This window comes from Stenotrophomonas sp. DR822, assembly GCF_019793815.1.
Lineage (GTDB): Bacteria > Pseudomonadota > Gammaproteobacteria > Xanthomonadales > Xanthomonadaceae > Stenotrophomonas > Stenotrophomonas indicatrix.
The window spans coordinates 2,411,723-2,433,139 of sequence record NZ_CP081826.1 but is presented as its reverse complement, the minus strand read 5'-3'; the positions used below and the strand labels follow the sequence as shown (position 1 = coordinate 2,433,139).

Below are 21,417 nucleotides of genomic sequence, written 5' to 3'. Positions count from 1 at the left end.
GCAGTGACAGCTGTCATCCGATGTCATTGACGGCGGCAACTGCGAAATGTGACCACGGCGGCACAGGATGGCAACGTCCCCGCTACCGGTACCGCCCATGGATACGATCGCCCCGTCGCTGGCCGCCTGCAGCAGGTGCAGGTGCGTTACCGCGACCATACCGCCCTGCACGGCATCGACCTGCAGGTGCGCGCTGGCCAGGTACTGGCCCTGCTGGGCCGCAACGGTGCCGGCAAGAGTACCGCGATCAGCGTGCTGTTGGGCCTGCGCCGTGCCGACGCCGGCCAGGTCGAGCTGCTGGGCGGTGATCCGCAGCAGCGCGATCATCGGCTCGGCCTCGGCGTGATGCTGCAGAGCACCAGCCTGCCGCCGCTGCTGCAGGTGGATGAACTGGTGGCGCAGGCGCGCCGCCGCCTGCGCCGGGTCGGCTGAACTGGCATGATCGGCAGCGATCGTCCCCGCCTGGAATCTCCCATGCCACCGAGCTGGCTTGCGTCCCTGCTGCGCCCCGCGCCGGATTCGGCGGTGGCCGAACTGCTGCGGCGTGGCAAGTCGCCCTGGAGTGGTGCGATCCACCTGCTGTGGTCGGTCTGGATCTTCCTCACCCCGGTGCTCGGGAATGGCTTCACGCTGCGCTGGTTGTTGCTGACGCTGGCCAGCTATCCGTTGTTCCTGCTGTTCTATGCCAGGGTGATGCTGGCGCCACGGCACCACGCCTGGCGCTACGCGCTGGGCATGATTGCGATGGCCCTGGTGCTGCTGCCGTGGTATCCGTCGGGACTGAGCTACTTCGTGTTCGGCTGCGTGATGATCCGCATGAGCAGCCGCGGCGGCTGGTGGGTGTACCTGTTGCAGCTCACTGGCCTGAATCTCCTGTTCTGCAGCACCGCGCTCTACTTCGGTTATCCGTGGCAGGCCATGGTGTGGATGCCGGCGGTGTCGTTCATTGTCGGGCTGGTGGTCAACGTGGAGGCCTTGAGCCATCAGCGCGACGTTGCCCTGCAGCTGTCCCAGGACGAGGTGCGGCGCCTGGCGACCACCGCCGAGCGCGAGCGCATCGGCCGTGATCTGCATGACCTGCTGGGGCATACGCTGTCATTGATCACGCTGAAGCTGGAACTGGCGCGCAAGCTGTACGACCGCGATGACGCGCGTGCCCGGCAGGAAATCGGCGAGGCCGAGGACATTGCCCGCGAGGCGCTGGCGCAGGTACGCAGTGCGGTCACCGGCATCCGCGCCAGCGACCTGGCCGGCGAACTGGCCTCGGCACGCCTGCTGCTGGAATGCCAACAGGTACACCTGCAGTACATGCCGCCGCCACCGATGCCAGTGGAGGTAGAGCGTGGGCTGGCACTGGTGCTGCGCGAGGCGGCGACCAACATCGTGCGCCACGCGCAGGCGACCCGGGTGCAGGTGGATTTCATGCTTGAGGACCGACAGTTGGTGATGCAGATACGCGATGACGGCCGTGGTGGTGTGCAGGCCGAGGGCAACGGATTGTGTGGCATGCGTGAGCGCGCAGCGGCGCTGGGTGGCCAGTTGACGCTGCAGTCGCCGCGCGGGGAAGGCACGCTGCTGACCGTGCGCGTGCCCCTGGTGGCCGCGACTACACCGCTGTCGCCGGCATCGCTGGCACAGGGAGGCGCGGCATGATCCGCATCCTGCTGGCCGAGGATCAGGCGATGGTGCGCGGCGCGCTGTCGGCGCTGCTGGGTCTGGAACCGGATATCGAGGTACTGGGCAGTGCTGCCGACGGCGAAGCCGCCTGGCGCATGCTGCAGCAGCTGCAGCCGGACATCCTGGTCACCGACATTGAGATGCCGGGGCTGAGCGGGCTGGAACTGGCCCAGCGCATCGCCCGCCATGAACTGCCGATCAAGGTGGTGATCGTGACCACCTTCGCCCGTGCCGGTTTCCTGCGCCGCGCGCTGGAAGCGGGCGTACTGGGCTATCTGTTGAAGGATGCACCGGCCGAGAACCTGGCCGAAGCACTGCGCAAGGTGAAACAGGGTATCCGTGCGATCGATCCGCAGCTGGCGCTGGATGCGTGGTCGCAGGCCGACCCGCTGACCGACCGTGAGCGCCGCGTACTGCGCCTGGCAGGCGAGGGCCGCACCGCCAGCGAGATCGCCGAGCAGCTGGGGCTGTCGCACGGCACAGTGCGCAACTACCTGTCCGAATGCATTGGCAAGCTGGGTGTGGCCAACCGGATCGAGGCGTACCGGCTGGCGCGGCAGAAGGGGTGGTTGTAGGGGGTGTCACTTTTCTTTTCGCGCGCACCGCGCTGCAGGAGCAGCGCGGAACGGCGTAGCCGGCCCGTAGGGTGGCGCACATGGATGTGCGCCATCAAAGAAAGTAACCAAAAGAAACGCGCCGCCGGCCGCGAGCCGGTGCTGCGCACCGGTACCCTGCGCTTCTCGGTCCGTCGAGGGACGGCGCGCAGAAGTCAGCCGACTAACAGTCGGCTCTACAGGACATCGGCGCCTCTTCGCCCTCGCCGGACCTGTGGTGCTCGGCTCGCTCAAGGCGGAATGGAAGGTCAAGATCAACGGCAAAGGCATCCACGCATGGCGTGGATCTACTGGGTGCAGCTGCGGCTTTTGACGTTGGGTCCGCCTTCAAGCGAGCCGAGCACCGCAGGTCCGGCGAGGGCGAAGAGGCGCGGGTGTCTGAGCGCAGCGAGTTCCCGCGCCGTCCCTCGACGGACCGAGGAGCACAGGGCACCGGCGTGCGAAGCACGCCGGCTCGCGGCTGGCGGCGCGTTTCTTTTGGTTACTTTTCTTTTCGCGCGAAAAGAAAAGTGACACCCCTCCGCAGTCGCGGAAAAGGGCAGCCGGGAACCCCCGGCGAACCCATTCACTCCTTCCCGCGTGCCATCGCCTGGAACACGCCATCGCGGCGCACCCACAGGTGGAACAGCGCCGCACCCACGTGCATCAGCACCGTGGCGAACAGCACGTAGGCCAGCAGGCTGTGCGCATTGCGCAGCGCGGCGTACAGCGCTGGCGTGTGCGGCACGATCGGCGGCAGGTGCAGGCCACCGCCCAGCACGATCGGGTAGCCGCCGGCCGACAGCATCGCCCAGCCGATCAGCGGCATCGCCAGCATCAACGTGTACAGCATCCAGTGCGAAGCCTTCGCCGCCAGCACCTGCCACGCGGGAAGATCCGCTGGCAGCGGCGGTGGGCGATGGCGCAGGCGGTTGTACAGGCGCAGCACCGCCAGCAGCAGGATGGCGATACCCAGCGGCCGGTGCAGGTCGATCAGCATGGGGCGCAGGTGCAGCGAGGCGACCATGGTCACGCCGATGAACAGCATGGCGATGATCATCAGCGCCATGGACCAGTGCAGTACCCGGGCGAGCAGGTTGAAGTGGCCGTTGCCGGTACTCATCGTGCGTCCCCCTTCGTCTGTGCCGCCGCACCGCTGGCGCGCTCGCGCTCGCGGCGGTTGAACGACTGCGAATACACCGCCGAGCGCGCAGCCAGGATCGGGTCGTCGCTGCCGCGCACGCCGCTGGGCACGATCAGCGGATCGAAGTTGAGCTGGCCGCAGACGCCTTCTTCCTGCGACTGCATGCGGTCGAGGCTGAGCACGCCCGCCACCACCTGTTCGCGCGATTCCGGCCACGGCACCGAGGGATCATCGATGGCATCGCCCGGCGCGGCCAAGCTGACCACCAGATTCCAGCGCACCGGGCCGGTGGCCAGGCGCTGCTGCAGTTCCTGGCTGAGGAAATCGACATTGGCCTGCTTGCGTGCCTCTGCATCCATCTCCACCAGCGGCGCCTGCGGCTGCCAGCGCCAGCGCACCGCGCGTTTCTGCCCCTGCGCGTTGGTGAACCAGAAACTGTTGACGCTGTTGAAGGTGGTGTTGGCCCAGCTGCTGGTCCACGGTGCGCTCTTGGCCCACTGCTGGAAGGCCTGTGCGCTGGGGTACCTGGCCAGCACGGCCGCCATCTTCTGCGGGTCGGGCTTGCCGGTGGCCGGATCCGGAATCTGCGCGCGGGTCTGCTCGTAGAACGCCTCGGCGGTGGGCACGGCGAAGAACGGGAAGCTGTTCATCGCCATCCGCCATTCCTGCCCGTCATCGCCCACCAGCTGTACGGCGATGCTGCGCACGCGCGCGCTGCCATCGGCGCCGTGCGGATCGCCACCGCCGATCGATAGCCGGCCCAGCACCGGAACCTTCGCCTGCGAGAACACCCGCGCGCTGGACAGCGTGGGCGCCTGTGCGCTGGGTTCGAACCAGCCACTCACGCACACGCCTTTGCTATGCGCGCGGCGGAAGCCGGGATGCGCAGGGCCGGTGGCCTCGATGGTGTCGGTGAAGCGCTGTGCGGTCAGCCGGTCGCGGCCGATCCAACCGGCCAGCCAGGCGAAGGCGAGGGCAACGATGCCCAGGATCAGTGCGATCAGCGCGATCCAGGGCAAGGGCGAATGCCGGCGCGGCGCGCCCGGCTCCTGGCCGGCGCGGGTGTAGCGGAAGAGCGACATGGTCGGAGTCCTGCCTTCACGGATGTGTGGGTGGGCGACCACACCATCCTCGCAGAACCCGGCCGGGGCCGAAATTCAATTTTTCGTCAGATTTGCAGGGTCATGCAGTGCCGACCAAGGTCGGCACCCACCGGCATGGGTAGCGCCGGGCCATGCCCGGCGGCTCCATCAGCCGTAGCGTGCCTTCAGCATCGTCCAGGCCGAACGCAGGGCCAGGGCTTCGCCACCGGCCGGGCGGCCCGGGCGCTCGCCATCGTTCCAGGCATACACGTCCAGATGTGCCCAGCGCTGTCCGTCTTCCAGGAAGCGTTCCAGGTACAACGCGGCGGTGACCGAGCCGGCCATGCGCGAACCGGCGTTGGCCAGGTCGGCGATGCCGCTGCTCAGGTAACGCAGGTACGGACGCCACAACGGCATGCGCCACACCGGATCGCGGGTGGCGTCGCCAGCCTGCAGCCACTGCTGGGCAACCGTGTCATCGTTGCTGAACAGCGCCGGCAGGTCCGGGCCCAGCGCGATGCGTGCCGCGCCGGTCAGCGTGGCGAAGTCCAGCACCAGGTCCGGCTTCTGCTCACCGGCGAACGTCAGCGCGTCGCACAGGATCACCCGGCCTTCGGCATCGGTGTTATCGATCTCCACGCTCAGGCCCTTGCGGGTGGCGATCACTTCGCCCGGGCGGAAGGCATCCGGGCCGATCGCATTTTCCACCGCCGGTACCAGCAGGGTCAGGTGCACCGGCAGCTGCTGGGCCATCACCAGCCCGGCCAGCGCCAGCGCGTGGGCGGCACCGCCCATGTCCTTCTTCATGTTGCGCATGCCATCGGCCGGTTTGATGTCCAGGCCGCCGGTATCGAAGCACACGCCCTTGCCGACCAGTGCCAGCGCCGGGTCGGTCTCCTTGCCCCAGCGCAGCACGATCAGCCGCGGCGCACGGTGCGAGGCACGGCCCACCGCATGGATGGCCGGGAAGTTCTGCGCCAGCAGTTCGTCGCCGGTGATGGCTTCCACCTGCGCGCCATGCGCTTCAGCCAGGGCACGCGCGGTGTCTTCCAGCTGCTGCGGGCCCATGTCTTCGGTCGGCGTGTTGACCCAGTCACGCACGCGCAGGCTGGCGGCGATCAGGTCGGCCACTTCGCCGGTCGGTGCAGCCACCAGCTGGGCTGGCGCGCGGTTGCGCTTGCGGTAGCGGTCGAAGCGGTAGCTGCCCAGGCCCCAGCCCAGCTGCAGCAGTGCCTGTTCGGCGGCCGGCAGTTCGCTGGCCAGCTGCCACACGCTGCCTTCCGGCAGGGCATGCGGTGCATGGGCGTAGCTGTAGGCATCGGCACGATCGCCGACGCCGATCACCGCGCCAGCCAGGCCATCGGCGCCGGGCAGCAGCGCAACCGAATGCGCGCCCGCAGTGAAGCCCTGCGACTTCAACCACGCCTGGGTGGCAGCCGATTGGCTGTTCTTCCACGCCTCGAACTGGCTGCGGTCCAGCACGTGCAGCGGCAGTGCGGCGGTGGTGTCGGCGGTGAAGCCAGTGATCTCGCTCATGCGTCAGGTACTCCGGGATGCGTCAGCGTCGGCGGCGTCGAGGTTGGCATCGAGCCAATCGGCCAGGCCGGTGAGGGTGTCGAACTGCAGGTCAGGCTGCAGCTGCGGATGGTTCCAGGTGGCCGCTTCGCGGTTGATCCAGCAGCCGCGCAGGCCGGCAGCCATCGCGCCGGCCACGTCCATCTCGACGTGGTCGCCCACGTGCAGCACCTGCGCCGGGGCGACGCCCAGGCGGTCGCAGGCAGCGTGGAAAATGCTCGCTTCCGGCTTGGCTGCGCCATGCTCGCGGGCGCCCAGCTGGAAGCTGAAGTGATGGGCCAGGCCGATCCGTTCCAGATCGGCGTTGCCGTTGCTCAACGCGGCCACCGGCACCCGCGCGGCGATACGCGCCAGTGCGTCGAGCGCATCGGGGTAGCACTCCACCTGGTTGCGCGCGGCGTAGAACACTTCATACGCCGGTTCCAGAAGATCCAGGCTGGCGCCACTGTTTTCCAGCGCCTCCTGGATCGTCAGCCGGCGCAGCGCGCTCAGGTCGAAATGCAGGTGGGGGTTGTCGCGGAACGAGCGCTCGCGCAGTTCGCGCATGGCCGCCACCGGATACATCGCGGCAGTGGCGGGGCTGTGTTCGCGCATCCAGTCGAACAGGACCTGGTCGATGCGGGCGCCGATCGGAGCGAACGGCCACAGCGTATCGTCGAGGTCGAGGGTGATGGCAAGGACAGGGAATTTCACCCCGCCATTCTACGCCTGCCCGCGCGGGCTTTCATGCGCGAGGCGGGCAGGCGCTGCAGCTGTAACGCCCGTCGATGGAGCGCGCCTCACTCCAGCAGCCGCGCCCAGCCGTGCATGCCGTCCAGCCGCGCCAGCACCAGCTTGATGCAGACCAGCAGCGGTACCGCCAGCAGCAGGCCGATCATGCCCCAGGCCCAGCCGAACACCATCAGCGCCAGGATCAGCACCAGCGGTGACAGTTTCATCTGCCGGCCAAGCACGATCGGTGTCACCAGCTGCCCTTCCAGGGTATGCAGGATCAGGTAGGCGGCCGCAGGCAGCAGTGCCTGCAGCGGGTCGCGGAACTCGACAAAGCCCATCAGCAGCATCAACCCGACGCCGAGCAGCGGGCCGACATAGGGGGCGAAGTTCAGCAGGGCCGCCACGGTGCCCCACAGCAGCGCCTCCTGCAGGCCGATGCCCAGCAGCATCAGCACCGCGGCCAACAGCAGGCCGACAACCGTGTTGATCACGCTGATGGTCAATACGTAGCGCGACACCTCATGCTCGATCGAGCGCAGGATGTCACTGGTGAAGCGCTGCTGCTGCCGGTTCGGGAACAGGGCGATCGCTGCACGCTGCAGGCTCTGTCCGTAGATCATGAAGAACAGCGTCAGCAGCACGACGGCCAGCACCGAGGCGGCCAGCCGCGGCGCACGGGTGAGCATGCGGTAGGGGTCGTCCAGCTGGGTGCGGATCACCTGCACCTTGCGGTTGCCGTCGCCGCCGGCCACGCGCGCGAAATTCTCTGCGGCCTGGTTGGCCTGCTGCACCGGCTTGGTCAGGTCCTGCACCTGGCGCGCAACCTTGCGCAGCTGCTGCGGTGCTTCCTGTGCCCAATCCATCGCCGGGCCGATCAGCTGTACCGCCAGCGCACCGGTCACGCCCAGGCCGGCGCCCAGCACCAGCAGGGCGGCGAGCGCGCGCGGAATCCACAGCTTCTGCAGCAGGCGCAGGATGGGGTTGCCGACCAGGGCGAAGAACATCGCCAGCAGGACCGGCAGGATGATGTCCTGCGCCGCCCACAGGGTGAACGCCACGGCCAGGGTCGCCAGGATCACCAGCGACATCGGGCCACGTGGGCGCGAGGGCGGCGGCAGGGGTGCGGACTCGTCCGGCGCAGGCGACGACGGGGACAACAGGGGCTCGCTCATCGACGCACCGACCAGAAAGAGAAGCCCATTATCGGCCCGCCGCGATCAACGCGGCGGGTAAGGTTCGTCAACGTTCGGACAACTCGGTCGCCGCTTCGGCCGGACGGGGCTCATGCGGCTCGGCCTCGGCCACCGGGGGGCGCGCTGCCGGTCGTGCGGCGGCGGCGGGTGGCGGCCCGGCCGCTTCATCCACCTGGTCGGCAGCATCGTCTGCGGTTTCCGCCGCCTGCGCCGCCACCACCGAAGCAAACGCGGCCTGGGCGCTGGCGAACAGGCTGGACACCGAACCGACCATCTGCAGCCAACGCGCTCCGTTGACCTTGCCCGGAACCTCCAGCTTGCCGGCGATGAACCCGCCGGCCAGACCCACCACCACGATGCGCAGTGGCGACCAGCCCTGTCGCCAGACCTGGCTGAGCACGTTCCAGTGGTCCTGGGTCTCGCCGAGGCGCACGGCCATCACCTGTTCGCAACGTTTCACACGCCGCTGCAGTGCACCGAACTTCATGGCTTGCCCTCCGGAATCTGCACGCCGGCATCGGGATCATCATCGGTGGGCTCATCGAACAGGCCCAACCGGGACAACTGACGCCGGGTGGCGTGCATGCCGGTGTGGTGGAAGAAGTAGGAAACGCGCCAGATCGCATAGCCGGTGACGGCCAGGCTCAGCAGCGAGGTGATCAGCAGGGCCTGCAGCCAGCTCAGGCCGAAGCTCTGCAGCAGGGCGATGAGGGTGGCGGCCATCAACAGCCAGGCCGACGCACCGAACACGATGGCGACGCCGGCCCAGGCCAATGCGCGGCCGAACGCGCTGCGGGCCAGCGCGAAGTCCGCCGACGCCAACCGGCGCAACGAACGCAGTGAATGCTTGGCCGAATCGGCAGTCGCCCGGCCGGCTGCGCCGACCTGGCGGATGCTTTCGTCCAACGGCGGCGTGGCCGCCGGATCAGGACGTTGCGTGGTGTCTTCGCTCACGCCGCAGCTTACTTGTCGCTGCCGCGGGCCAGCTTGGCGATGATCCAGCCGGTAGCGAAGGCCACGCCGAACGAGGCCAGCGGACGTTCGCGGATCAGCTCAGCAGCGCTGTCGATCAGGTCCTTGCCCTTGTCCATCAGCGCATCGACCTGTTCCTTGGCGGCGGCACCACCGAACTCGGCAGCCGCCAGGCCCGACAGCGCGCTGTCGGAAAGTTCAGCCTTGACGTTGGCCTTGCCGATGCGCAGTTCGTCGGTCGCGGCGCCGGTGGCGCCCTTGATCGCACCGCCGGCAGCACTGGCGGCCTGCTTCAGGTGGGAACCGGCTTCACCCAGGTGGTCCTTCAGGTTCTCGGTATTGGTGGGGCTCATCGAATCACTCCTGTTGCGATGGGGGAACGGGCGATCGGCGCTTGGCCGACCTGGATGTACAGCAATAGCATCACGTGGGTATAGGGGGCGTTACGGCCAGGCGATCAGCGCATCACCAACTGGCCCTGCTGCTGGCCATTGTTGCGCAGCACGCGCAGCACCAGCGTGGGCGGGCGCTGCTGGAAATTGGCGCGCCAGCTGGCCAGGTCGGCGAACTCGCCCACCGTGGCGTCGGTGATGATGTCGCCCTGCTGCAGGCCGTTGCCGGCGGCGCGGCTGCCGCGCTTGACCTCGCTGACCAGCACGCCGCCCACCCCGGACTGACGCAGCGATTCGGGCAGGTCGACGAAGCTGGCACCGGTCAGGCGCGGGTCCAGGCTCTCGCCGCTGACCACGCGCGCCTGTTCCTTCAGCGTTGCCTTGATCTGCAGTGGCTTGCCTTCGCGGCGAACGTCCAGGGTCAGCACGCTGCCCACCGCCGCCAGGCCTTCCACGTTGTGCAGTGCTTCGGCACTGTCCACACGCTGGCCGTTGGCCGAAACCACCACATCGCCCGGCTTCAGTCCTGCGGCGGCACCGGCCGAACCGGCCAGCACGCGGGTCACCAGAGCGCCACGGGTTTCGCCCAGGCCCAGGCCCTGCGCGATCTGCGCGCTCAGGTTCTGGCTTTCGATGCCCAGCGTGCCGCGCACCACCACGCCATGCTTGACCAGCTGGTCCACCACGCTGCGGGCCAGGTTCGACGGAATCGCCAGGCCCAGGCCGATGTTGCCGGCCATGCTGCCCTGCGGGTTGAAGCTGGCGGTGTTGATGCCCACCAGCTGGCCCTGCAGGTTGACCAGCGCGCCACCGGAATTGCCGGGGTTGATCGATGCATCAGTCTGGATGAAGTTCTGGTAGCCCAACCCGCGGATGCCACTGCGGCCCACCGCCGAGACGATGCCCGAGGTGACCGTCTGGCTGAAACCGAACGGATTGCCGATGGCAACCACGAAGTCGCCCACCCGCAGCTGGTCGCTGTTGCCCAGCTTGATGTCGGTCAGGTTCTGCGCCGGAATGCGGATGAGCGCGATGTCGGTGTCGCGGTCCGAGCCGAGGAACTCGGCCTTCACCGTGCGCCCATCGGCCAATGTCACCTGCACGTCATCAGCGTTGTCGATGACGTGGTGGTTGGTCAGCACCAGGCCTTCGGTGGCATCGATGATGACGCCCGAACCGAGTGACTCGTTGATCCGCTCCTGCGGGATGTCCGGGAACAGGCGGCGGAAGAACGGGTCATTGAAGAACGGGTTGCGTACCCGCACCACCTGCTTGGTGTTGACGCTGACCACCGCCGGCATCGCCTTTTCCAGCATCGGTGCAAGCGAAGGCACCGCCTGCCCGGCAACCGCGGCCGGCAGCGCTGCGGAGGTGGGCAGTACCGCCGGCAGCGGAGCGGCATCGGCACGGTTGTCCAGGTGCGCATTGAGGCCGGTGGCAACGAAGCCGCCGAAGGCAGCGGCGATTGCGAGCGTAAGCAGGGTGGGAAGCGGTCGCATGGGAGTCGGTTCGCAGGCTGAGGTTGGGGCCGTTGACGCATACGGTAGAACAAGCTGAATGAGTGTGTCGCGATCTGGATAAATGGCCCATGAAAATCCGACCCTTGCCGCAGGCGCCGGAAAGCTGACGCGCGCACCACAACGCTGTTCGCGACAGCCGCGAGCGAGCGCCGCAAGGCATGCCGGCAGCGCCCTGATACACCGTGACACTTGCGCAGTTCCGCGCATCCCGACCTTGCGATGACGCCCAGTGCTGTGCGGATGTGTGGCTGCTGCCAGTGCCTGCATCGGCATGCCAACGCCAGGCAGGCTGTGCAGCACACTGCTTAAAAAAAGGGGTTTCCTGACTGCGGGGCGCGTCAGCTGCCGCCATCGCTTACATCAGTTGCGTCGCACCGGATGCGATTGACCGGTCGTGCCCGTTCCACGATAGCCATTGTCGGTATAGCATCGCCCCGTTTTGACAATCCAGGCCCCCAGGAGGGCAACATGAGCAACGGTAATGGTGTGTCGGTCGTGACCGACGCCGTCGAGAACGTGAAAGAAACCGCCACCAATGTCGGCGAGACCATCGCCCACGCCGCCGAAGACGCAGTGAAGTCGGTCAAGAAGACCGTCAAGCGCGCCAGCAAGGCTGCCACCACCCGCGTCGCCAAGGCCAAGAAGGTCGTGGCCAAGGTCGAGAAGACCGTTGCCAAGAAGGCCGAGAAGGCTGCCAAGTCGGTCGGCAAGACCGTTGCCAACGCCAAGAAGAAGCTGGAAGCGGCCAAGAAGAACGCCAAGGCCGAAGCGGCTGCCCTGAAGAAAGAAGTGGCCAAGAAGAAGGCGGCTGCCGGCAAGGCCGTGACCAAGAAGGCTGCTGCTGCCAAGAAGACCACCAAGGCTGCCGGCAAGAAGGTCGCTACCGTGAAGAAGGCCGCCACCAAGAAGGTTGCGACCGCCAAGAAGGCTGTGGCCAAGAAGACCGCTGCCGCCAAGAAGGTTGTCGGCAAGAAGGTCGCTACCGCCAAGAAGGCGGTGGCCAAGAAGACCGTGGCCGCCAAGAAGGTCGTCGGCAAGAAGGTCGCTACCGCCAAGAAGGCTGCGGCCAAGAAGACCGTCGCTACCAAGAAGGTCGTCGGCAAGAAGACTGTCGCTGCCAAGAAGGTCGTCGGCAAGAAGACCGCCGCTGCCAGGAAGGTCGTCGGCAAGAAGGCCGCCACTGCCAAGAAGGTTGTCGGCAAGAAGACCGCCGTCGCCAAGAAGGTTGCCGGCAAGAAGGTCGCCGCTACCCGCAAGACGGTCGCCAAGAGGGCTGCACCGCTGAAGAAAGCCGTGGCCAAGAAGGCTCCGGCCAAGAAGGCCGTACGCAAGGCTGCCAAGCGCAAGTAATCGCGCGTGGTTTGAAGGCCCTTCCGCTCATCGGGCGGGAGGGCCTTCTGCGTTTCTGGGCGGGCTGATCGGTGCGTGACGTGGATCTGCGGCAGCAGCCTGGGGCAAGATGAAGGTCTTCCGCAGGAGCCCTGACCATGCGCGGCATCGATTTCAGTTCCTGGCAGGGCGTGCTGTCCACTCTGGCCGGGTTGGTCCTGATCACCCTGCTCGGCGTGGGCATCCGCCTGCTGGTGATGCAGACCCTGCAGCAGCGCCGCGAACGAGAGAACCGGCAGATCAATGAGCGGCTGCGTACCTTGATGGCGGCCTACAAGACGCTGGGCGGCTCCTTCACCGGTGAGCTGGGGGTCGATCCGGCCCACCTGCGCGACCTGCGGCAGCGGGCTCACGAAGAGGGCATCGCCGAGCCGGGCTCGGACCGGGCCCGGCGCATCCGCGATGCGGTCGAAGCGGCCTTGTCGGACATCCTGCTGCTGGGCACCGACGAACAGGTACGGCTGGCCGCCCGCGCTGCCAGTGAACTGGCACAGGGGCGCGCGGTACACACTCACGAACTGGTGATCTCGCTGCGTGACTTCGTCCGCGAGGCGCTGGACCTTGCGCCGGTACCGGCCGACCTGGAGATCCCGCGCCAGGGGCCTACCCGCCCTGCGGCCGGCGGCGGCGGAAGTGGCAAGGGCCGCAACGAGGGCGAAGCCAAGGGCGGTCGCACCGGTGGAGGTGGCGGCGGTGGCGGCATGGGTGCCGGAATGGGCGGGCTGGGTGTTGGTGCCGGTGCTGCGCTGGGTGCCGGCCACGCGGCCGGTGAGGATGAAGCGGGCGCCCGCTGAGGACGCCCGCCCGGGTCAGCGCTTGAGTTCGAAGATCGGCTCGAATCCGCCGTAGATCATCCGTGCACCGTCGAACGGCATGGGATTCTTCGACGGGTCCAACCGCGGGTCTTCCATCATTTTCTGCATGCCTGCATCGCGGGTGGCCTTGTCCGGCCACTCGATCCAGGAAAACACCACGGTCTCCTCTGCCGTGGCTTTGACCGCGCCGAAGAAGTCGGTGGTCTTGCCGTGCGGCACGTCATCGCCCCAGCACTCGACCACGCGCAGCGCGCCGTGTTCAAGGAACACCAGGTCGCCGCTGCGCGCGTGGGCGAGGAACTTCTCCTTGTTGGCGGTGGGCACCGCCAGTACGAAACCATCGATGTAGCTCATCGCTTGCCTCCGGAATGGACCGTGCCAGCTGCACGGCCTTCATTGAGTCGACGCTTCACGGTGCGGCAAATCGACATCGATTGCCGCGCCATTGAATCGAAGCGCGTGCGCGTACCGCGCGCGTATGCCTGAGCCTTGCTGAATCAATGCAAAAAATTCAGCAATGCGAAGACCGCTGTTTTCAGGGAGCGTTGTGGCGAATAACGGAGAATTTACATTCCCGATGCGATGGCGCCCTGGCGCTGCTGCACACCATAAGAAAGTAAAGGTGTACCCCCATGAAGAATTCGCTGATTGCTCTGGCTCTGGCCGCTGCCCTGCCGTTCACCGCTTCGGCCGCCGAGAACCTGTCCTACAACTACGCCGAGGCCGACTACGCCAAGACCGACGTTGACGGCATCAAGGCTGATGGCTGGGGCGTGAAGGGTTCCTACGGCTTCCTGCCGAACTTCCACGCTTTCGGCGAATACAACCGTCAGGAAGTCGACCACACCAACATCAAGGTTGACCAGTGGAAGGTCGGTGCCGGCTACAACGTCGAAATCGCTCCGTCGACCGACTTCGTTGCCCGCGTCGCCTACCAGAAGTTCGACCAGAAGCACGGCCTGGATTTCAACGGCTACAGCGCTGAAGCCGGTATCCGTACCGCGTTCGGTGCCCACGCTGAGGTCTACGGCCTGGTCGGTTACGAAGACTATTCGAAGAAGCACGGCGTTGACATCGACAGCCAGTGGTACGGCCGCCTGGGTGGTCAGGTCAAGCTGAACCAGAACTGGGGCCTGAACGGCGAACTGAAGATGAACCGCCACGGCGACAAGGAATACACCGTCGGCCCGCGCTTCAGCTGGTAATTGCATCTACGGCGCGTCTGCGCGCTGTTCGTGCTGCAACAGGCCCGGCATTGCCGGGCCTGTTGCGTTGTGGGGAATCAGAACAGAGTCTGACTGCGATGCGCGGCCTTATGTTGCATTGCAATGAATTGGATTCCGCCACCGCCAGTGGCGGCCTACGGTGGATATCCCGTGCTGCCGGATACACCGCGATGCCGCCCGTACTCCCACCGCTGCTCCCTGATCGGCCACGCCGCCTGGCCTTGCTGGATCCGCATCCGGTGCTGAGGCTGGGGGTGGAAGTGCTGCTGCGCCAGCACAGCGGCGTGCACGTGCGCGGCAGCTACGCCGACGAAGGTGAGCTGGTGGCGCTGCTGGAAAGCGAACCGGGCTGCGTTGACCTGCTGTTGATCGATGCGCTGCCGCTGGGGGATCTTGGCGACGGGTTGCAGTTGCTGCGCGCACTGTCCCTGCGCTGGCCGTGCATGCCGATACTGGTGCTGTCGGCGCACTGCAATGCCAGCACCGTGGCCACGACGATGCAGGCCGGCGCACGCGGCTTCCTGTCCAAGGCGACCACGCCGGAAATGCTGCTGCGCGCGGTGGACGTGGTGGCCCGCGGTGGGCGGTTCGTGCCCCCGGAGTTGCGCACGCAGCTGAATCGATCACGCGCGCGGCGCATGTCGGCGCCCAGCCTGACGCCTCTGAGCCGGCGTGAACGCGAAGTCCTGCGGCTGGTGCTGCAGGGGTGCAGCACCGGCGAAGTGGCCCGGCGCTTCCAGCGCTCGGCCAGCACCATCAGCACGCAGAAGAAAGCGGCCTACCAGAAGCTCGGCATCCGCAGTGATGTCGAACTGTTCCGCATCCGCCACCTGCTGGAGTGCGGCTGACGGGCGCGCTTACTCGCCCTGGTACTGCTTTTCCTCGACCAGCGCCGAACCGGCAACACGGTTGATCTCGTTCTTCACCTGTACGCGTTCGCCGTTGGTGCCGTACACGCCGCGCGCCAGCTGGATGAACGCCTCGTCGAATACCTGCGCCGCTTCCTTGTCGCGCAGCTGGTCCTGGATCTCCCACATGCGCTCGTTGATGGCCTTCAACTGCGTCTTCAGCGCGGCCAGTGCCGGCTGCGCGTCAAGCTGCTGCTGCAGCAGCGGCAGCAGGCCGTCAAGCTCGGTGCGCACGTTGGCCAGCTTGGTCGCATCGTCGATGCGCTCGGCCTTGATCTCGAGAATGGTGATCTTGTCGATCAGCTCGCCGATCGATACCGGGGTCAGGATGGCGTCCACGTGGTTGGTTCCTGGAAATAGGCCCGCATGATACCGCGCCCACCGCAGCGCGGATTTACGCTGAATTTGCGCTGGCACGGCAGCATCGCCATCGAACCGTTACGGCCCTGCCATCGACACTGCCGTCCCGGCGGACAGACCGCCTTCGACGAGGAAGTGAGTGCAGTGAAGAGCAAGGGGATGATCGTGGCCAGCGCGGCCGTACTGGCGGGGCTGCTGTGCGCCGGCAGCGTGCAGGCGCAGGTGCAGGTGAGTGGCACGGCGGCATTGACCAGCGACTATGTCTGGCGCGGCAGTTCACAGAGCGAGGGCGATCCGGCCGCGCAGGTGGGGGCAAAGGTCACGGTGGGTTCGGGCTGGTATGCCAGCGCATGGGGCTCGAATGTCTCGTTCACGCCGGACAGCGGGGCACGCAGCGAGTTCGATCTCGTCGCCGGCTGGTCCGGCGCGCTGTCGCCGGACTGGAGCCTGGATGCGAACCTCACCCGGTATGTCTATCCGGGCACTGGCCGCGCACTGGACTGGACCGAACTCAATGTCACCGCCACCTGGAAGCAACGCGCCTGGCTGCAGGTTGCCCACTCCAACGATGCCCTGGCCGGCGGCCGTCGCGGCACCTACGCACAGCTGGGCGCGCGGGTGCCGTTGAACGAGCGCGTGCGGTTGGAAGCGGCGGTGGGGCAGTACTGGCTGGCCACCGCGCAGGGGCCGGACTACCTGCATGGCCAGCTCAGTGCCATTGCCACGTTGACGCCGGCCTGGGAACTGCGCGCCACCGTGCATGACACCGACAGCGCCGCCAAGCGTCTGTTCCCGGGCAATGCCGGTGGACGCTGGGAACTGGCGCTGCAGGGCAGCTTCTAGTCGGCCGACGCGGCCTGGCGTGCGCGCCAGGCACTGGGCAGCCACACCAGCAGGGCCAGTACCGCCACCGCGGTACCGGCCACGCACACGCCGCTCCAGCCGAAACGCTGGTAGACCTGTGCCGACAGCAGCGAGCCCAGCGAACCCCCGATGAAATAGCCGGTCATGTAACCGGCATTGAGGCGGTTGCGTGCCTCCGGCTGCAGTGCGTAGATCAGGTTCTGGTTGCTGACATGCAGCAGCTGCGCGGCCAGGTCCAGCACCACCACGCCGACCAGCAGCGCCAGCAGCGAATTCGCCGACAGCCCCAGAGGCAGCCAGGACAGCAGCAACAGCACCAGCGCAATGGCCGTGGCCCGGCCGGTCTGGCCACGATCCGACATGCGCCCGGCAAGGCCGGCAGCCAGCGTACCGGCGGCACCGACCAGCCCGAACAGGCCGATGGTGGCGTCGCTGTAGGCATACGGCGGCTGCGCCAGCAGGAAGGCCAGTGGCGTCCAGAAGATCGCGAACATCGCAAAGCTGCACGCGCCGAGCAGCGTGCGCTGGCGCAGCACCGGCTCCTGCACGAACAGCGTGCCGATCGAGCGCAGCAGCGCGAAGTAGCTCAGCCCGGCGCTGTGGTGGAAACGCGGCAGGCCGCGCTGCAGGGCCAGCGCGGTCAGCACCAGCGTACCTGCAGCGATCGCATAGACCAGGCGCCAGTCGCCCAGGCTCGACAGCAGCCCGGCCACGGTGCGTGCCAGCAGGATGCCCAGCAGCAGCCCGCTCATCAGCGTGCCGACCACGCGGCCGCGTTGCTCCGGTGCGGCCAGGGTGGCGGCGAACGGCACCAGCACCTGCGCCACCACCGAGAACAACCCGGTGATCGCGGTACCGGCCAGCAGCCATGGCAACGACGGCGCGCACGCGCTGATCACCAGTCCGCTGGCCGACAACAACGTCATCACCACGATCAGCCGGCGGCGCTCGAACAGGTCACCCAACGGCACCAGCAGGATCAGGCCAGCGGCGTAGCTCAACTGCGCAGCGGTCACCACCATGCCGACCTGGCCGAAAGGCACGCCGAAGGCATCGGCGATGGTATGCAGCAACGGCTGCGCGTAGTAATTGCTGGCCACCGCGACACCGGTGGCGACCGACATCAACAGGATCTGCCAGCGCTGCAGGGGAGGAAGGGAAGGGGACACGCGATGTTCCGTGAAGCAGGGCAGCACAGTGTCCGCCTGCTGCTCTCATGATGGAAATGAATCATCATCATCGCTGTCATCTGGAATTGAGATACGGGTGTGAACCTCAAGCAGCTCGAGTTCGCCGTGGCCTTGGCTGAAGAGGGCAACTTCACCCGTGCGGCCGCGCGCTGCCACGTCGTGCAGTCGGCCCTGAGCCATCAGATTGCCCATCTGGAGCAGGAGCTGGGCACGATGTTGTTCGAGCGGTTGCCGCGCCAGGTGCGCGCCACCGCGGCGGGAGAGGCGTTGCTGGTGCACGCCCGGCAGGTGCTGGCCAGCCTGCGCCACCTGCGTGCCGACGTCGCTGCCGTCAGTGGTGACGTGCGCGGGCTGCTGGCGATCGGGCAGATCTCGTCGCTGACCGGCGTCGACGTGGTGGCCATGCTGGCTGCCTTCCAGCAGCAGCACCCGCAGGTGGAGTTCCAGTTGCGGGTGCACAAGAGCGAGACCCTGCTGCAGCAGGTGCAGTCGCGCGCACTGGACGTGGCGCTGGTAGGGCTGGCGCCGTCGGCCCATCTGGAGGGCGTCTGCCACCAGATGCTGCAGGAAGAGGATCTGGTGGCCGTGCTGGCGCCGCAGCATCGGCTGGCCACGCGCCAGCGGTTGCCGTTGGCGGCGCTGCAGGATGAGGCCCTGGTCGATTTCCCGCGGGGGACCGGCGCGCGCCGGCAGACCGATGATGCGTTCGCCGCAGCGGGCCTGCCGCATCAGGTGCGTTTCGAGGTCAACCTGATGGAACTGGTCGAGCGCTTCGTCCGCCACGGCCTGGCGGTGGGCATCGTGCCGGTGCGGATCGCCGACGGTTTCGAAGGGGTGGTGCAGGTGCCGCTGCAACCGACCCCGACCCGGCGCGTACATCTGGTCTGGCAGCGCCTGCCGACGCCGGCCGCACGCGCCTTCGTCGACGCCGTGCTCAGCCGCGCAGGCGCAGGCTCAGGCCCTTGAGGAAGTTGCGCAGCATCTGGTCCAGGCAGCGCCGGTAGTTCTTGTGGCCGGGCTGGCGGAACAGCGCGCCGAGTTCGGATTTGGAGACGTTGAAGCCGATGCTGGTGAAGATCTCCATCATGTCGACATCGCGCAGCTGGAAGGCCACGCGCAGCTTCTTCAACACCAGGTTGTTGTCGATGCGGGTTTCCACCGCGCGCGGCGCCTGGCCCTCATCGTGACCGCGCAGGTGCAGGATCAGGCCATCGAGGAAGTGCGCCAGCGCACTGTCACTCATCGGCTGGAAACCCGGCTCGTCTTCACGCAGCAGCCAGGCCTTGGCCTGGTCGACATCCACTTCGAACGCCGGATCGGCCATCTGGCACAGGGTCACCACGTGGTGGTCGCCGAGGTCCAGGGAATAGCGCACGCTGCGCAGTACATCATTATTGATCATGGCCCATTGTACCGGGCCTGCGGCTGTAACCGGACTGTCACCGGATTGCAGCATCGTGAGCGCTGTTCTGCAGAGACCCTCTCCGATGCGCCGGTACCTCCTTTCCGTTCTGCTGGTCGCCAGCAGCTTCGCCGCCACCGCCCAGGACCGTTTCGTGCCCGTGGAGCAGCGTCTCAGCGCGGCCCAGCTGGCCGAAGTGGGCCTGGACGCTGCCCAGCTGCAGACCCTGAACCGCGTGCTGCGCGAGGCAGAGGCATCTACGCCCGTACCCACGCGGGCGGCGGTTACAGCCAACACCGGCGCGCCGTTGCCGGCCAACGTTCCCGCCCCGGCGGCGATGCACCTGGGCCTGGAAGAGGGGCCGGTCAGCGCCCGCGTGGTCGGCGACGTTGCGGGTTGGCAGCCGGGCACGGTGTTCACCCTCGACAACGGTCAGCAGTGGCAGGTGATGAAGGGCCAGATGAAGCTGCGCAAGACCCTGCAGGCACCGCAGATCGAGGTGATTCCGGGTATCGCCGGGCGCTGGTTCCTGCAGGTCGACGAAGATCTGCCGAAGGCACGCGTGTTCCGCCTGCGCTGACCGCGTGCACCGCAGCGGGCCGATCAGGCAACGCAGCCGTGGGCCGACGGTGCCAGAATGGCGGTCTGGTTTCCCACGGAGTTGTCTGATGACCCGAACCGTCCTGATTACCGGCGCCACGTCCGGCTTCGGCGCCGCTGCCGTACACCGCTTCGCCCAGGCGGGCTGGAAAGTGATCGCCACCGGCCGTCGCAGCGAACGCCTGCAGCCGCTGGTGGAGCGCTACGGCAAGGAGGTGGTGCACGCGGCCGTGTTCGACGTGCGTGATCCGGTCGCGATGGAAGCGGAACTGCTGGCGCTGCCGCCGGCCTTCGGTGACATCGATCTGCTGGTCAACAATGCCGGTCTCGCCCAGGGCACCGCGCCGGCGCAGAGCGCCAGCCTGAAGGACTGGACGACGATGATCGACACCAACATCACCGCGCTGGTCACCCTGACCCATCGCCTGTTGCCGCAGCTGGTGGAGCGCAAGGGCGCCATCATCAACATTTCGTCGGTGGCCGGTGTCTATCCGTATCCGGGCGGCAACGCCTATGGCGGCACCAAGGCGTTCGTCAGCCAGTTCTCGCTGGGCCTGCGTTCGGACCTGCACGGTACCGGTGTACGCGTGACCACCATCGAACCGGGCATGGCCGAAACCGAGTTCACCGTGGTCCGCACCCATGGCGACCAGGTTGCGTCGGACAAGCTGTACACCGGCGCCAACCCGATGACCGCCGAAGACATCGCCGAGCAGATCTTCTGGGTGGCGAGCCTGCCCCCGCACCTGAACATCAATCGCCTGGAACTGATGCCGGTCAGCCAGTCGTTCGCCGGTTTCCAGGTTGCCCGCGAGAGCTGATCCGCTGTCTGCAGCGTCGAGCCCGGCGTTGCACGGGCAAAAAAAAGCCGGGCAATGCCCGGCTTTCTTCATTATGCCCGCACGCTTACTGCGCCTTGATCGCCATCGCCTGCAGGCCGGTGCCATCCAGCTTCTGCTTGGCTTCGGAAAGCTCACCGGCGGTGCCATAGGGCCCCATGCGTACGCGGTACACGGTCTTGCCGTTGATCTGCGCCGACTCCACGCGTGCGGCCAGGCCCATCATCGCCAGCTTGGCCTTGGTCGCTTCGGCATCGCCGGACGCGCCGAACGCACCGGCCTGCAGGATGTAACGGGCGTTGTCGGCCGGTGCCGGGGCTGCTGCAGTGCTGGCGGCGGCCGGCGCGGTTTCGCTGCGTGCCGCAGGAGCGGCGGCAACGGTGCTGGCGCTGGCCGGCGCGGTGGTGGCCGCTGGCGCGGCGGTCGTCGGGCGTTCACTCACCGGCGTCGGCAGCGGACGGCTGGTGGCGGTCACCGGCGCGGTGCTGGCAACGCTCGCCGTCGCCGCAGGGGCTGCGGCCGCAACCGCCGCCGGCACGGGCTTGCCTTCCAGTGCCGCCTGCGCGCGCTGCGCTTCGGCCTTGCTCCGGCGCTGTTCCTCGGCGCGCGCGCTGGCGGCCAGTTCGGCGTCGGACATCTCCACTTCCTTGCCAGGCAGCAGGGTGTAGAAGTCGTACTGGGTGGCCGCCGGCTTTTCCGGCTCAGCCGGCTTCGGCGTGGCCGGCTGTGCGGCCGGCTGGCTGCCGACATCGTTTTCGCCATCGGCGACCGGCGCCGGCTGCGCGTTCGGGTTCGGCTGCGGACCGGCGCGCAGGAAGCCATCACCCTCGCCCTTGAACAGGTTCGGCGCCGCCAGGAACACCACGGCGGCGATCGCCACGCCGGCAACCAGCCACACCCATCCGGGCGTGCCTTGGCTGCTGTTGCGCCGAGCCTGTGTCTTGCCGCGTCGTGCTGCCATG

Annotated in this window: 24 protein-coding genes and 1 pseudogene; 11 read left to right on the top strand and 14 right to left on the bottom strand. The window is 67.3% G+C overall.

What is annotated here, in order from left to right; genetic code table 11:
• Window positions 1–97: 97 nt before the first annotated feature.
• From K5K93_RS11255 to K5K93_RS11245, 3 genes and pseudogenes are all read left to right on the top strand, one after another.
• Window positions 98–405: pseudogene (locus K5K93_RS11255) on the top strand (ATP-binding cassette domain-containing protein); the annotation flags it as partial.
• 33 nt (window positions 406–438) lie between these two features.
• Window positions 439–1,653 carry a sensor histidine kinase gene (locus K5K93_RS11250; RefSeq protein WP_222387920.1) on the top strand — a complete coding sequence of 405 codons (1,215 nt, stop codon included), beginning with the start codon at window positions 439–441 and terminating at the stop codon, window positions 1,651–1,653.
• Window positions 1,650–2,252: a response regulator transcription factor gene (locus tag K5K93_RS11245; RefSeq protein WP_025878350.1), complete on the top strand. Its 603-nt coding sequence runs from the start codon at window positions 1,650–1,652 to the stop codon at window positions 2,250–2,252. Before K5K93_RS11250 ends, K5K93_RS11245 begins: the two co-directional genes overlap by 4 nt.
• A 604-nt stretch (window positions 2,253–2,856) precedes the next feature.
• On the opposite strand, the gene K5K93_RS11240 is transcribed toward K5K93_RS11245, so the two are convergent.
• The 9 genes from K5K93_RS11240 to K5K93_RS11200 all read right to left on the bottom strand — a co-directional run bounded on the left by K5K93_RS11240 (window position 2,857) and on the right by K5K93_RS11200 (window position 10,841).
• A complete protein-coding gene (locus K5K93_RS11240) occupies window positions 2,857–3,393 on the bottom strand; it encodes a cytochrome b (RefSeq protein ID WP_222387919.1) in 537 nt (178 codons plus the stop codon).
• The gene (locus K5K93_RS11235) at window positions 3,390–4,496 is read right to left on the bottom strand and encodes a catalase family peroxidase (protein ID WP_222387918.1); all 1,107 of its coding nucleotides are present in this window, start codon (window positions 4,494–4,496) and stop codon (window positions 3,390–3,392) included. Before K5K93_RS11235 ends, K5K93_RS11240 begins: the two co-directional genes overlap by 4 nt.
• A gap of 168 nt (window positions 4,497–4,664) precedes the next feature.
• Window positions 4,665–6,032 carry a M17 family metallopeptidase gene (locus K5K93_RS11230; protein ID WP_222387917.1) on the bottom strand — a complete coding sequence of 456 codons (1,368 nt, stop codon included), beginning with the start codon at window positions 6,030–6,032 and terminating at the stop codon, window positions 4,665–4,667.
• 3 nt (window positions 6,033–6,035) lie between these two features.
• On the bottom strand, window positions 6,036–6,764 hold the full coding sequence (locus K5K93_RS11225) for an HAD-IA family hydrolase (RefSeq protein ID WP_025878355.1): 729 nt from the start codon (window positions 6,762–6,764) through the stop codon (window positions 6,036–6,038).
• A gap of 86 nt (window positions 6,765–6,850) precedes the next feature.
• Entirely contained in the window at window positions 6,851–7,957 is a 1,107-nt protein-coding gene (locus tag K5K93_RS11220) for an AI-2E family transporter (RefSeq protein WP_222387916.1), read from the bottom strand.
• A gap of 67 nt (window positions 7,958–8,024) precedes the next feature.
• Window positions 8,025–8,465: a protein sip-5 gene (locus K5K93_RS11215; protein WP_222387915.1), complete on the bottom strand. Its 441-nt coding sequence runs from the start codon at window positions 8,463–8,465 to the stop codon at window positions 8,025–8,027.
• A complete protein-coding gene (locus K5K93_RS11210; RefSeq protein ID WP_222387914.1) occupies window positions 8,462–8,932 on the bottom strand; it encodes a phage holin family protein in 471 nt (156 codons plus the stop codon). Before K5K93_RS11210 ends, K5K93_RS11215 begins: the two co-directional genes overlap by 4 nt.
• Window positions 8,933–8,940: 8 nt before the next feature.
• Window positions 8,941–9,303: a hypothetical protein gene (locus K5K93_RS11205; protein WP_025878359.1), complete on the bottom strand. Its 363-nt coding sequence runs from the start codon at window positions 9,301–9,303 to the stop codon at window positions 8,941–8,943.
• Window positions 9,304–9,407: 104 nt separating this feature from the next.
• The gene (locus K5K93_RS11200) at window positions 9,408–10,841 is read right to left on the bottom strand and encodes a Do family serine endopeptidase (protein ID WP_093821269.1); all 1,434 of its coding nucleotides are present in this window, start codon (window positions 10,839–10,841) and stop codon (window positions 9,408–9,410) included.
• Between the two features lie 489 nt (window positions 10,842–11,330).
• On the opposite strand from K5K93_RS11200, the gene K5K93_RS11195 reads away from it, so the two are divergent.
• Together K5K93_RS11195 and K5K93_RS11190 are read left to right on the top strand one after the other, a co-directional pair.
• On the top strand, window positions 11,331–12,212 hold the full coding sequence (locus tag K5K93_RS11195; protein WP_222387913.1) for a histone: 882 nt from the start codon (window positions 11,331–11,333) through the stop codon (window positions 12,210–12,212).
• 137 nt (window positions 12,213–12,349) lie between these two features.
• The gene (locus tag K5K93_RS11190; RefSeq protein ID WP_222387912.1) at window positions 12,350–13,045 is read left to right on the top strand and encodes a hypothetical protein; all 696 of its coding nucleotides are present in this window, start codon (window positions 12,350–12,352) and stop codon (window positions 13,043–13,045) included.
• A gap of 15 nt (window positions 13,046–13,060) precedes the next feature.
• On the opposite strand, the gene K5K93_RS11185 is transcribed toward K5K93_RS11190, so the two are convergent.
• Window positions 13,061–13,420, bottom strand: coding sequence for a DUF1428 domain-containing protein (locus K5K93_RS11185; protein WP_222387911.1), 360 nt, complete (start codon window positions 13,418–13,420; stop codon window positions 13,061–13,063).
• A gap of 278 nt (window positions 13,421–13,698) precedes the next feature.
• Between K5K93_RS11185 and K5K93_RS11180 the strand changes: the two genes are divergently transcribed.
• Both K5K93_RS11180 and K5K93_RS11175 read left to right on the top strand, forming a co-directional pair.
• Window positions 13,699–14,271, top strand: coding sequence for an Ax21 family protein (locus K5K93_RS11180; protein WP_093821275.1), 573 nt, complete (start codon window positions 13,699–13,701; stop codon window positions 14,269–14,271).
• Between the two features lie 191 nt (window positions 14,272–14,462).
• Complete coding sequence (locus tag K5K93_RS11175; RefSeq protein ID WP_093821277.1) at window positions 14,463–15,140, top strand: response regulator transcription factor; 678 nt, start codon at window positions 14,463–14,465, stop codon at window positions 15,138–15,140.
• Window positions 15,141–15,149: 9 nt separating this feature from the next.
• On the opposite strand, the gene K5K93_RS11170 is transcribed toward K5K93_RS11175, so the two are convergent.
• Window positions 15,150–15,539: a DUF6165 family protein gene (locus tag K5K93_RS11170; protein WP_025878366.1), complete on the bottom strand. Its 390-nt coding sequence runs from the start codon at window positions 15,537–15,539 to the stop codon at window positions 15,150–15,152.
• Window positions 15,540–15,704: 165 nt separating this feature from the next.
• Between K5K93_RS11170 and K5K93_RS11165 the strand changes: the two genes are divergently transcribed.
• The gene (locus K5K93_RS11165) at window positions 15,705–16,403 is read left to right on the top strand and encodes a TorF family putative porin (protein ID WP_261311834.1); all 699 of its coding nucleotides are present in this window, start codon (window positions 15,705–15,707) and stop codon (window positions 16,401–16,403) included.
• Here K5K93_RS11165 and K5K93_RS11160 read toward each other — a convergent pair.
• Window positions 16,400–17,593, bottom strand: a complete 1,194-nt coding sequence (locus K5K93_RS11160; RefSeq protein WP_222387909.1) for an MFS transporter — start codon at window positions 17,591–17,593, stop codon at window positions 16,400–16,402. The genes K5K93_RS11165 and K5K93_RS11160 overlap by 4 nt on opposite strands.
• Before the next feature lie 99 nt (window positions 17,594–17,692).
• On the opposite strand from K5K93_RS11160, the gene K5K93_RS11155 reads away from it, so the two are divergent.
• Window positions 17,693–18,580 (top strand): LysR family transcriptional regulator, encoded by an 888-nt coding sequence (locus K5K93_RS11155; RefSeq protein ID WP_222387908.1) that lies wholly within the window; start codon window positions 17,693–17,695, stop codon window positions 18,578–18,580.
• Here the strand turns inward: K5K93_RS11155 and K5K93_RS11150 are convergent.
• Entirely contained in the window at window positions 18,549–19,016 is a 468-nt protein-coding gene (locus tag K5K93_RS11150; RefSeq protein WP_033832824.1) for a DUF1456 family protein, read from the bottom strand. The genes K5K93_RS11155 and K5K93_RS11150 overlap by 32 nt on opposite strands.
• Window positions 19,017–19,101: 85 nt before the next feature.
• On the opposite strand from K5K93_RS11150, the gene K5K93_RS11145 reads away from it, so the two are divergent.
• Both K5K93_RS11145 and K5K93_RS11140 read left to right on the top strand, forming a co-directional pair.
• Complete coding sequence (locus tag K5K93_RS11145) at window positions 19,102–19,596, top strand: hypothetical protein (RefSeq protein WP_222387907.1); 495 nt, start codon at window positions 19,102–19,104, stop codon at window positions 19,594–19,596.
• Window positions 19,597–19,684: 88 nt separating this feature from the next.
• The gene (locus tag K5K93_RS11140; RefSeq protein ID WP_222387906.1) at window positions 19,685–20,437 is read left to right on the top strand and encodes an SDR family NAD(P)-dependent oxidoreductase; all 753 of its coding nucleotides are present in this window, start codon (window positions 19,685–19,687) and stop codon (window positions 20,435–20,437) included.
• An 85-nt stretch (window positions 20,438–20,522) separates the two neighbouring features.
• Here K5K93_RS11140 and K5K93_RS11135 read toward each other — a convergent pair whose 3' ends face one another.
• Window positions 20,523–21,416 (bottom strand): SPOR domain-containing protein, encoded by an 894-nt coding sequence (locus K5K93_RS11135; RefSeq protein WP_222387905.1) that lies wholly within the window; start codon window positions 21,414–21,416, stop codon window positions 20,523–20,525.
• Between the last annotated feature and the right edge of the window lies 1 nt (window position 21,417).